Here is an 11,408-nt window from a genome sequence, read left to right on the forward strand (position 1 = left end):
TGTGGAAGTGCAGTAATGCATTAAGCTAACCGATACTAATTGCCCGTACGGCTTGTCCCTATAACCTTGGCAGTCATTGCCAACGCAAGGGTTCAGCTGTTTGTTGACACAACAGATACGAAAACTGCTTCTTCCGGATTCAGGGTAGCGCCAGCGATAGCGGCGACACCCGTACAAGTTATGCCTGATGACCATAGCAAGTCGGTACCACCCCTTCCCATCCCGAACAGGACCGTGAAACGACTTTGCGCCGATGATAGTGCTGCAACCAGTGTGAAAGTAGGTTATCGTCAGGCTAGTTATTAAGCAAAGCCCGCTCAGTTAAGTCTGAGCGGGCTTTTTGCTTTCCAGCTCTTAGATCCCGTCGAGCTTCGCCATCACTTCGTCCGGCAACACGAGGTCCGCCGCCGCCATGTTCTCCCGCAGATGCGCGACGGAAGACGTCCCGGGAATCAGCAGGATGTTCGGCGAACGCCGCAGCAGCCACGCGATCGCCACCTGCATCGGCGTCGCACCCAGCCCGGACGCAACGGCCGACAAGGCATCCGACTGCAGCGGCGAAAAACCACCCAGCGGGAAAAACGGCACATAAGGAATACCGTCGCGCGCCAGCGCATCGATCAGGGCGTCGTCATGCCGATGGACGAGGTTGTACATATTCTGCACGCACGCGATCGGTACGATCCGCCGCGCCTCCTCGACCTGCTTCATCGTCACATTGCTCACGCCAATGTGTTTGATCAGCCCTTCTTCCCTCAACTCCGCCAACGCCGTCACCTGCGCCTCGAGCGATCCTTCCGCCGGGCCATGCGCATCCAGCATGCTGCGAAAATTCACGACCTCGAGCACGTCCAGGCCGAGATTACGCAGATTATCGTGCACGGCCCGACGTAGCTCATCCGCCGATACTGCCGGCAGCCAGGCCCCTTGCGCATCCCGTCGTGCACCCACCTTCGTGACGATGACGAGATCCTCCGGATACGGACGCAGCGCTTCCCGGATCACCTGGTTCGTGGTGTGCGGCCCATAGAAATCCGACGTGTCGATGTGGTCGACGCCGAGCGCCACGGCCTCACGCAGCACGGCGCGGGCCGCGTCGGGATCACGGGGCGGCCCGAAGACGCCGGGGCCGGCCAATTGCATGGTGCCATAGCCGAGGCGCCGGACGGTGCGATCGCCGAGTTGATACGTGCCGGCGCGATCGATACTGGGCATGTGATTCTCCTTTGACAAACATTGAACAGTGCAATCACGATAAGCCCGACCCGATAACAGGACAATCCGGTATAGTCTGCATGGGTTGTACGTCAAAACGGACAATGGAAAACACATGAAAGTCGATCTCGGCGACCTGTCCGCCTTCGTCGCGGTCGCACGTGCAGGCGGATTCCGCGATGCGGCCCGGGCAACGAGCGGCAGCGCATCCGGCCTCAGCGATGCGGTGCGGCGGCTCGAAGCGAAGCTCGGCGTTCGCCTGCTCAACCGCACCACGCGCAGCGTCGTGCCGACGGAGGCGGGGCGCAGCCTGCTTGCGCGGCTGGATCCGGTGCTCAGCGAAGTCGACAGCGCGCTCGACGTCGTCAACGGGTTTCGCGACACGCCGACCGGCACTCTCAAACTCAACGTGCCGATGAGCGCGGCGCGGCTCGTCCTGCCGTCCATCGTGCCGCGCTTTCTCGCCGCATATCCCGAAATCCGCCTGGAAGTGATCGCCGACGAAAGTTTCGTCGACGTGCTCGCGGCCGGTTGCGATGCCGGCATTCGTTACGAGGAAAAGCTCGAGCAGGACATGATCGCCGTGCCCATCGGGCCGCGGATCCAGCGGATGGCGGCGGCCGCGGCGCCGGCCTATCTCGACCGGCGCGGTCGGCCGCAGCACCCGCGCGACCTGCTCGACCACGCCTGCATGCGCGCCCGCTTCGCCAGCGGCGCGGCCATCCGCTGGGCATTCGAGCGGGACGGGGAGCAGGTGACGATCGATCCATCCGGACAGTTGCTCGTCCAGGTGGGCGGCGCCATCGACCTCAAGATCGACGCGGCCGTCGCCGGCATGGGCATCGTCTACCTGTTCGAGGACTGGCTACGTCCGTACATCGACCGCGGGCAGCTCGAGCCCGTGCTGGAGCCGTGGTGGCCGAGCTTCTCGGGCCCGTATCTCTACTATCCGGGTCGGCGCCTCGTGCCGGCGCCGCTGCGCGCGTTCGTCGATTTCATCCGCGCGGATCAGTGACCGCGCTGGTACGTGCCGATCAGTTCCGCGTGCGCCTTGACGTGACCGTGCATCGCCTTTTCCAGCTGCACCTTGGTCGGATGGCCCAGGTCGGGCAGCACCGTGTCGAGCGCATACAGTTTATGCACGTAGCGATGCCGTCCCACGGGCGGACAGGGCCCGCCGTAGCGCGTGTTCTTGAAGTCGTTCAGGCCGGCCTGCGCCCCTGGCGGCAGTTCCGCTTCGCGCACCCCCGCCGGCAGATGGTTCGTTTGCGGCGGAAGATTGTAGAGAACCCAGTGCACCCAGGTCATTTTCGGCGCCGCGGGGTCGGGCGCATCCGGGTCGTCGATGATGAGGACGAGGCTGCGGGTGTCGGGCGGAACGCCGGACCACGACAGGGCCGGCGATGTATTCGTGCCGTCGCAGGTGTGAACGGCCGGGATGGGGCCGCCGGGCGTGAAGTCGGCCGAGGTCAGGATCAGGCTCATGCTTGCCTCCTTTGCGTTTGACTCTGCACACGCTTCGACACCGGCAAACGACTACAGTTGCGCCGGCGCGCACGTGCACATCGTGCCCCGCTGCCACGCCGGCCGCGTCCAGCCGTCACAGCGGGCGCGATCGTCGCGTCCCCGCTGCGTGAACGGCTGGGCAAACACTCGCCACCGTCTGTGCTCCCCCCGATATCGGAACTTGAAGGTAGACCAGTGCCGCCCAGTTCGTAAAAACCTTGTCCAAGATACCGTGGACACAGGAGCATTATCCGGATGCAAGCGTCCTCATCTGTACGGCGCCTCACACAACAAAGCTGCGGCAACGTTGGCGTCAGGACTGCGGCTCGCCGACCTGGACCGGATCGCGGCGCGGGATCAGATACCAGAGTCCCACGAATAGGAGCAGAGAGGCAACCGCGGCAGCGATGCTGAGCGACAGCCTGTCGGTTGCAAGCGACACTACCGTCAACATATCGAGCGACAGTCCAAGAGCCAGTGGTAACAGCCCACTTCGGATCGCCCTGCGCGACACCTTGACCATGAGCGACGTCGCATAGCCGTGCTGGGCACGGTAGTACACGGCCGGCGTCATCAGCAGCGCCATCGCGATGACCATCAGGGCGAGGCCGGCCATGTGGCAGGCCTGTGCATACAGCGCGAGGTCGTGGAACCGTTCATTGAACACGGCGATCGTCTGGAAACCGAACACCGCCTGCAGGCCCGGGAGAATGCAGCGCGCCTCTTCGATGATGTCGCGCATGGTTTGGCGGTTCTTTTCTTGTTGCGAAGCTTGATCATTCATGCGACGACAGTAGCGCCAAACACGGCTGTGTTCAACGCCCGCACGATTGACGCCGCCGTCACGCGTGCACGATGCCGGCCGCCGACGCCCATTGTTCCAGGCTGTGCCGCTGGATCGCGGCCGCCATCAGGCCGGGGAACAGGTCGGGTGTGCAGGCGAAGCAGGGGATGCCCAGCGCGGCCAGCTTCGCCGCGTTGTTGCGGTCGTACGAAGGCGCGCCGCCGTCGTCCAGCGCGAGCAGGGCGATCACCTGCGCGCCGCTGCCGACGAGGCTTGCCGCGCGCCTGAGCATTTCGGCGTTGTTGCCGCCCTCGTACAGGTCGCTGATCAGCACGAAGATCGTGTCCTGCGGCCTCGTGACGAGGCCCTGGCAATAGGCGAGCGCGCGGTTGATGTCGGTGCCGCCGCCCAGCTGCGTGCCGAACAGGACCTCGACCGGATCGTGCAGCAGCGGCGTCAGGTCGACGACGGCCGTGTCGAACACGACCACCGACGTCGTCACCGCCTTGATGCTCGCGAGGACCGCCGCGAACACGCTTGCGTACACGACGGACGGCGCCATCGATCCGCTCTGGTCCACGCACAGCACGATGTCGCGCAGCGAGCGCCCGCGCCGGCCGAAACCGATCCGCGTCGCCGGGATGATGGTCTGGTAGTCCGGCTGGTAATGCCGCAGGTTGGCGCGGATGGTGCGCAGCCAGTCGATGTCCTGGTGGCGCGGCCGCAAGTTGCGCGCGGCGCGGTGCAGGCTGCCCGCGACGGCCTGGCGCATCGGCGTGGCCAGTTTCTGTTCCAGTTCCTCGACCACTTTCGCCACGACGGCGCGGGCCGTCGCGCGCGTCTTGTTCGGCAGCACGCGGTTCAGGCTGAGGAGCGTGGCGACGAGGTGCACGTCGGGCTCCACGGCCGCCAGCATCTCCGGCTCGCACAGCATCTGCTGCAGGCCGAGGCGGTCGAACGCATCCTTCTGCATCACCTGCACGACGCTGGACGGGAAGTACTGGCGGATGTCGCCCAGCCAGCGCGCCACGCGCGGCGCCGATCCGCCCAGGCTGCCGCCGCGCGAGTCGGGCCCGGCGCCGTACAAGGCGTCCAGCGCGGCGTCGATGGCCGCGTCGCCCGCGTTCAGCGTGAGTGCGTCGTCGGCATCCTGGCCCAGCACGAGGCGCCAGCGGCGCGCCGCTTCTTTTTCATTCGTCATGAACGGTCTCCTGGAGGGCGCGGGTGCCGAACAGCGTGTGCAGGATGGGCAGCACGCGCCGCGCCCGCGTCGGGTCGACGGCAGGCGCGACGATGCTCGACGACGGCGTGCCGCCCGCCTGCGCCGCGCGCTCGCCCAGTTCGCGCCGCTCCGGCGCGCTGAACGTGGCGACCGTGCGGCGCAGCAGCGGCAGCAGTTCGGTGAAGACGTGGTCCGGCTGCGCGAGCAGCCAGCCGTTCACGATACGCCACAGGGCGTCGCTGTGCGCGAGCAGCGCGCCGCTGCCCTGCAAAAAGCCTTCCAGCCAGTGCGCCGTGACGAGCGGCGCGACCGCCGGCGAGCAGCGCAGCGCCAGCTGGCGCGCGGCGCGCTCCGCATCCCAGCGTCCCTGTTCGGTGAGGATGCGCCCGCAGCGTCCCGCCAGCAGCGGATGCGACAGGTCGCTCGCGGCGCCCGCTTCCAGCGCGTCGAACCACGCCGCCGCGTGCGTCTCGTTCTGCAGCAGGCGCACGGCCTGGTCGGCCGCGATGATCTGGCCGAGCAGCCCCGCCGCCGCATCGTCGGCGACGCCGCGCAGGCCGTACGGCAGCGCGATGCACGCGCGCGCCATGAGGCCGTCGACGACGCTTTCCAGCGATTGCGTATCGACGGCGCGCGCGCTGCCGTAGCGCAGTACGTTGACGAGCGACGGCAGCGCCGCCAGCAGCAGGCCGAGGTCGGGCGTCAGCGTGCCCGCTTCCTGGATGCGCGCCATCAGCGGATCGACGGCCGCGCGCAGGTCGGCCAGCAGGATCGTCTCCATCAGGCGCGTGAGCTCCGGCAGCGTGGACGCCTGCGCCGCGCGATCGACCGCCAGCGCGGTCGCCGCAGCTTCCAGCGTGCCGCCCCAGCGGCTCGCGGCGATCAGGTCGACGGCGAATTCCGGCGCCCACGCGAGCTGCCACTGTTCGTGGAAGGTGCCCGTCTTGCCGCGCACCGTCTGTTGCCGGCCCCACGGGATGCCCAGCAGCGCAAGGCGATGCAGCAGCACGCTTTTTTCCAGGTGCGCGCCCTGGCGCAGGTCGAGGGCGAGTTCCGTCATGTCGGCGCGAACCGCCATGCGCAGGCGTTTCTGCTGGGCCGCCACGTCCTGTGCGAGCGGTACGGCCGGCACGTCGTCCGGCACCTTGCCGAGGGCTTCGTCGACGAGCAGGTCGCGCCGGATCACCCGGAGCGGCGCATCGCTGTCGTAGCAGAACACCGCGCGCACGGCTTCCATCAATTCGTCCAGCCCCGCGCGCGGACGGTCGCGCAGCGCGGCCAGCGTGTCGGCCAGGCGCGCCGCCTCGATCACGTGGGCGGACGACGCGTCGAGATCGTGGCGGCGCAGCAGCGTGGCGACTTCCGTCAGCCAGTGCAGGCCCGCCCGCTCGCGGTGGCGCCACAGGTGGCGATACCAGCCGGGCGCCGCCACACCCGCGCCGTAGCCGCTGGCGAACGCCAGGCGGCCGTGCGTCCACGGCACCCATGTGGCGGCGACCTTTTCCTTCGCCAGCCCTTTCAACAGATCGGCGTCGCTCTTCGCGCTCGGGAGTTGGGCGAGTGCCGGCACGTGCCACGCGCCGCAGACGACGGCGATGCGCGCGTGGCCCTCCTTGATGGCCTGGCGGATCGCCGTGCGCATCCACGCTTCGCGTTTCGCTTCCAGCTCGTCCGCCGGCGCACCGGCTTCGGTGCGCAGCGCCGTCATCATCTCGGCGATGGCGGCGAACAGGTCGAGACTGTCGGCGCGCTGTTCGACGAGGTGGTCCCACCACGTGTCCGTGTCCCCGTGGCCGGCCGCGCGGGCGAGCCAGCGCAGCGGATCGGCGTGCAGGTCGTCCTCCGTTGCTGCGGTCTGCTCACTCGGCGCGCGCAGGGCGAAGCGGTGGGTCTGCGGCAGGTCGCAGAAGCGCAGCGCCACGCCATGCTCGCCGGCGTAACGCAGGGCCTGCCATTCCGGCGAAAACTCGGCGAACGGATAGAACACGGCGCGCTGCGGATCGGCCGGCGCGTACAACAGCAGGGCCACGGGCGGCGCCAGGTCGGCATGGGCGGCAAAGCGCGCCAGCTCGTCCGCTTCGGGCGGCCCCTCGACGAGGATGCAGTCCGGCGCCAGCGCGGCGAGCGCTGTCCCCAGGCTGCGCGCGCATCCCGGGCCATGGTGACGGATGCCGAACAGGTGGACGCTCATCGCGCGTCACGCCATCACGTCGCGGCAGGCGCGGTACAAATCCTTCCAGCCGTCGCGTTCCTTGACGACGGTCTCCAGGTATTCGAGCATCGCCACGCGGTCCTGCAGCGGATCCTTGACGATCGCGCCGACCATGCCCGCCGCCAGGTCCGCGCCGCGCAGCACGCCGTCGCCGAAATGCGCGGCCAGCGACAGGCCGTGCGTGACGACGGAGATCGCCTCGGCCGTGCTCATGCTGGCGCTGGGGACTTTCAGTTTGGTCTTGCCGTCGCTCGTCACGCCTTCGCGCAGCTCGCGGAACACGGTGACGATGCGGCGGATCTCTTCCAGCGCAGGCGTCTCGGCCGGAAGCTCGAGCGCGCGGCCGATGCTGGCCACGCGCGACTCGACGATGCGCACTTCCTCGTCGGCCGTGCGCGGCGGCGGCAGCACGACGGTGTTGAAGCGCCGCTTCAATGCGCTCGACAGTTCGTTGACGCCGCGGTCGCGGTCGTTCGCCGTGGCGATGATGTTGAATCCTTTTTGGGCGAGCACCTCGTCGTCCAGTTCCGCGATCGGCAAGACCTTCTCGGACAGGATCGAGATCAGGCTGTCCTGCACCTCGCCCGGCATGCGCGTGAGCTCTTCGATGCGGGCGACGCGTCCCGTGCGCATGGCGCGCATCACGGGACTCGGCACGATGGCCTCCTGCGACGGCCCCTTGGCCAGCAGCTGCGCGTAATTCCAGCCGTAGCGCACGGCTTCCTCGCTGGTGCCGGCCGTGCCGTGCACGACGAGCGTGGAGTCGCCGCTGATCGCCGCGGCGAGATGCTCGGACACCCAGGATTTCGCCGTGCCCGGCACGCCTAGCAGTAACAGGGCGCGGTCGGTGGCGAGCGTGGCGACGGCGATCTCGATCACGCGCGGATTGCCGATGTATTTCGCGCTGATCGTCACGCCGTTCTCGAGCCGGCCACCCAGCAGGTAAGTGGAGACGGCCCACGGCGACATCTTCCAGCGCGGCGGGCGCTGGCGCGTGTCGGAGGCGATCAGCGCTTCCAGTTCGCCGGCGTACTGCTGCTCGGCGTGCTGGCGGAGGGCGGAAGAGGTGGGGGTCATGCGGTCTCCTGGAAGGAAAGAGTCATCTCGTGGCGCAGGCGCGCGAGATCGAGGAAGTCGTCGATGGTGCTTTGCCACTGGGCGTCGGGCAGCCGGACGGGTTCGAAGGTCGCGGCCGTCGCGGGGTCGAGCACGAGCGCGAGGCTGGACAGCAACTGGCGCACGAGCCACGGGTGATCGGTGTCCCCGATTGCCGGCAGGGCGGCTTGCAAGCGCCGCAGTGCGCGCCGGCTCAACGGCGCGGGCCACGTGTCCCGCGAGCCGGCGGCAAGACGCGCCAGCAGCCGCACGAGCGCGGCATCGGCGATCCACGTGCCGGGCAGCGCGTCGAACAGCGCGCTCGAGGTGCCGTCCTCGTCGTGCGCGAAATGCGCGGCGACGACGTCGAACAGGCTGTCGGGCACGGCCTCGCGCAGGGACGGGACGGCGGCGATCCACCACGCGGCCAGGTCGCGCTGCCAGGCCCGCAGGCCAGGCGACGGATCGGCTGGGCGCTGGCGCTGCACGGCCAGTGCCCAGCCGCGCACGAACACGGCGGCGAGTTCGCCGTGTTCGGCAAGGGCCAGGCAGGCGCGCGGCGCGCGGTCGAATTGCCGCGCCCAGGTTTGCGGATCGATGGCGGCCAGCATGTCCACGACCCATCCGGCCTTTTCGCCGAGGCCCTGATGGGGACTGACGCCGACGCCGTCGCGCCGCATGGCCGCATCGAGCGTTGCCGGCAGCGTCAGCGCGATGCGGGCGGCGCGCAGCAGCGGACGTTCGAGGCGCAGCAGCGGCAGCAGGCGGTCGAGCATGCGCTGCGCGAGCCGCGAGCCGGGCAGGCACGCCAGCACGCGCTGGGCCACGGCGCGCACCTCCTTGCGGCGGTCGTCGAGGGCTGTCTCAAGGAACGCTTCGTCGTCCGGTCCCAAGTTTGTCGCCAGCACGGCCAGCAGGGCCGCGCGCTGCTCCGGCGGTTCGCCGGGCCACGCGGCTTCGAGGGCTGCCAGTGCCGCGCGGGGATCGCGGAGGCGCCAATCGCGCAGCGCGGCCACGCGTTGGTCCGGGGTGCCGGTGTCCCACGGCGATGCGTCCGTGCCTGCGGCGGCCCACGACCATTCCTCCTGCAGGCGCGCGAGCCAACGTCCGCGTTCGCCGAGGACCGGCAACAGCGCGGCACGCAGCGCCGGCTGGCGCGTGGCGGCATCGAGCAGCTTGGGCAGGACGTGCGCGGGCACGCGACCGCCATGACGGTGCAGCAGATGCAGCCACTCGGCTTCCAGGCCGGCCGGATGCAGGCCGCGCAGCAGCAGGGCCAGGATCGCTTGCGCACGGAGCGGGCAGGCGCGCAGCGTTTCCGGCGCGGCGGCCGGCACCGGCGTCGCGGCCGGCTCGCTTGGTGCGACCCAGCCGCAGCGTTCCCACAGGTCCAGGGCGCCGAGCGACAGCCATAATGCCGCTTCGGGCGTCGCGGCCGCGTCACCCGGCAGCAGCGCATCGAGCGGCGCGGCCGGATTGGCGGGCGGACGTCCGGCGCGGGCGGTCCCGATTTTTAACAGCTGCTGCAGCTGGCGGGCATCGTCGTTCATCATACGAAGTCGCTGTCGATGTTGTACAGCCGCCCCTCGTGCCAGACGCTCAGCGGCAGCAGCGTGCGCCCATCCCACTCGCCGCAGACGGTGAGCGGATGGCCACCGCTCAGCGCGAGCAGGTGCAGCGGGTGACGGAACGCGGGATGCAGGGCGATGCGGCGGCCGTGCGCGTCGCGGACGATGCCGTGGTCCGCGTCGTCCGGCACGAGGCCGCCGAGCAGCACGGGGTGGCGCTCGAGGAAGGGTTGCACCGCCAGGGCGTCCGCGTACGTGTCGAGCGTGCGGTCAAGGTCGGAGGGCTCGAGGGTGGCGGCGAGCGGACGGGCGTCCTCCTGCCTGCGGATGTGGGCGCGCAACGGGTAGGCGCTCGGATAGAAGCACAGGTCGCCGTCGAATTCGGTGCCGGGTGCGAGTTGCTGCTCGAAGCCTTGCGTGCCGACCGCGTACTGGAGGTGCAGCGCCCAGCGTCCCTGGCTGGCGCCATGCAGCCACGTCGCGCGCACGCGCAGGCGCTCGTCGTCGAACGTGCTCTGGGCCAGCACGCGCCAGCGGTCCGCGACGGCCGGCTGGCGCAGCACGTCGTCCTGGCTCATCGTCCAGCCGAGCAGGGCGCGCACGTCGGCCTGCAACTCGGGCGTCAGCTGGTCGATGCGTTGCCACGCCTGCGCCAGCAAATAGAGGGACGCGAGTTCATTTGCGACGATGCCCTCGGCATTGCGCAGGCCCGACTGATACAGCATGCTGCCGGCCCGGCGCAGACGGCGTGCGAGCGGCGCCGCCTGCGCATCGGCCATGCGGGCGGCGATTGCATCCCAGAAGCCCTGGCCGCGCGAGCGCACGGACGCGAGGCCTTCGCGCGCCAGGTCGTGCAACCACGTCTGCAGTTCCAGCAGGCCGACATCGACTTTGTCTTCGCGTTTTTCTTCACGCTTGCGGGCCTGGGCCGCGGCGTCCGGATGGGGAGACGCAGTCGCGGCGGTCTTCTTGTCCTGGCGCACCTGGCGGCCCTGCAGCCAGTCGCGCACCCAGTCCGGTTCGTCGGCCGGTCCGAACAGCGCGGGTTCCGCGGTGCGCAGCAGGTACAGGCCGAGGCCGTGCTTGCAGGGGAACTTGCGGCTGGGGCACGAGCATTTGAAGGCGGGGCCGCCGAGGTCGATCTGGGTGCGGTACGGCGTCTTGCCGCTGCCTTGGCATTCGCCCCACAGCGCGGCGTCGCTCCCGCCGAGATTCGACCAGTTTCGTGGCGTCGCCAACTGGCTGCCGGCTTTGGCCGAGGCGGGATCGGGCGCGAGAGCCAGGATCTGGTTGGCGTCGAGGGTCACCGGTGTCCTTCAGGCGGATTGATATGACTTCTAGCTCGGTAAAAGCAATACTCGGCGATTATTGCCTAAACGTCAATTAGAACGGCCATGGGGCGGGAGTGGCGATCGCGCAACGGCGCGACAAATCCGATGAGGGGTTGACGAGTTAAGCGAGCTGCTGCATAATCTCGTTCCTCTGCTGCTGACGAACAAAACGATTCGCAAGCGCAGCAAGGCAGTACCGAACACAGTTCTTTAACAATAAACAGTCGATAAGTGTGGGCGTTTGATGAGGTGCCAGTATCGCTTCGGCGATACTGAATACTTAAATTATCAAATGTTCACAAGAAATACAGTCAGTATTTTGAGTGAGCGACATGACACGAAAGTGTCAAAACAGAGATTGAACTGAAGAGTTTGATCCTGGCTCAGATTGAACGCTGGCGGCATGCTTTACACATGCAAGTCGAACGGCAGCGCGGGGCAACCTGGCGGCGAGTGGCGAACGGGTGAGTAATAC

At 68.3% G+C, this 11,408-nt stretch carries 9 protein-coding genes and 2 rRNA genes; 3 read left to right on the plus strand and 8 right to left on the minus strand.

Annotated elements, in window-relative coordinates; translation table 11 throughout:
* The first annotated feature begins 183 nt into the window (after positions 1–183).
* Positions 184–296, plus strand: a 5S ribosomal RNA gene (gene rrf / locus ISF28_RS30020).
* A gap of 58 nt (positions 297–354) precedes the next feature.
* Here the strand turns inward: rrf and ISF28_RS30025 are convergent.
* Positions 355–1,215, minus strand: a complete 861-nt coding sequence (locus ISF28_RS30025) for an aldo/keto reductase family oxidoreductase (RefSeq protein WP_198120844.1) — start codon at positions 1,213–1,215, stop codon at positions 355–357.
* A 115-nt stretch (positions 1,216–1,330) separates the two neighbouring features.
* Here ISF28_RS30025 and ISF28_RS30030 point away from each other — a divergent pair, with 115 nt between their 5' ends.
* The gene (locus ISF28_RS30030) at positions 1,331–2,230 is read left to right on the plus strand and encodes a LysR family transcriptional regulator (protein WP_198120845.1); all 900 of its coding nucleotides are present in this window, start codon (positions 1,331–1,333) and stop codon (positions 2,228–2,230) included.
* Here ISF28_RS30030 and ISF28_RS30035 read toward each other — a convergent pair.
* The 7 genes from ISF28_RS30035 to ISF28_RS30065 all read right to left on the minus strand — a co-directional run bounded on the left by ISF28_RS30035 (position 2,224) and on the right by ISF28_RS30065 (position 10,909).
* Positions 2,224–2,700: a YbhB/YbcL family Raf kinase inhibitor-like protein gene (locus ISF28_RS30035; protein WP_198120846.1), complete on the minus strand. Its 477-nt coding sequence runs from the start codon at positions 2,698–2,700 to the stop codon at positions 2,224–2,226. The genes ISF28_RS30030 and ISF28_RS30035 overlap by 7 nt on opposite strands.
* Positions 2,701–3,034: 334 nt before the next feature.
* Positions 3,035–3,505 (minus strand): DUF6328 family protein, encoded by a 471-nt coding sequence (locus ISF28_RS30040; RefSeq protein ID WP_198120847.1) that lies wholly within the window; start codon positions 3,503–3,505, stop codon positions 3,035–3,037.
* Between the two features lie 58 nt (positions 3,506–3,563).
* The gene (locus ISF28_RS30045; protein WP_198120848.1) at positions 3,564–4,706 is read right to left on the minus strand and encodes a VWA domain-containing protein; all 1,143 of its coding nucleotides are present in this window, start codon (positions 4,704–4,706) and stop codon (positions 3,564–3,566) included.
* On the minus strand, positions 4,696–6,918 hold the full coding sequence (locus ISF28_RS30050) for a DUF5682 family protein (RefSeq protein ID WP_198120849.1): 2,223 nt from the start codon (positions 6,916–6,918) through the stop codon (positions 4,696–4,698). Before ISF28_RS30050 ends, ISF28_RS30045 begins: the two co-directional genes overlap by 11 nt.
* A 6-nt stretch (positions 6,919–6,924) precedes the next feature.
* Complete coding sequence (locus tag ISF28_RS30055) at positions 6,925–8,016, minus strand: ATP-binding protein (protein ID WP_198120850.1); 1,092 nt, start codon at positions 8,014–8,016, stop codon at positions 6,925–6,927.
* Entirely contained in the window at positions 8,013–9,587 is a 1,575-nt protein-coding gene (locus ISF28_RS30060; protein WP_198120851.1) for a DUF5691 domain-containing protein, read from the minus strand. The genes ISF28_RS30055 and ISF28_RS30060 overlap by 4 nt, the downstream gene beginning before the upstream one ends.
* The gene (locus tag ISF28_RS30065; protein WP_198120852.1) at positions 9,584–10,909 is read right to left on the minus strand and encodes an SWIM zinc finger family protein; all 1,326 of its coding nucleotides are present in this window, start codon (positions 10,907–10,909) and stop codon (positions 9,584–9,586) included. Before ISF28_RS30065 ends, ISF28_RS30060 begins: the two co-directional genes overlap by 4 nt.
* A gap of 384 nt (positions 10,910–11,293) precedes the next feature.
* Between ISF28_RS30065 and ISF28_RS30070 the strand changes: the two genes are divergently transcribed.
* Positions 11,294–11,408 (plus strand): 16S ribosomal RNA (locus tag ISF28_RS30070); the annotation flags it as partial.

It is taken from the genome of Massilia rhizosphaerae, from assembly GCF_016093545.1.
Lineage (GTDB): Bacteria > Pseudomonadota > Gammaproteobacteria > Burkholderiales > Burkholderiaceae_D > Telluria > Telluria rhizosphaerae.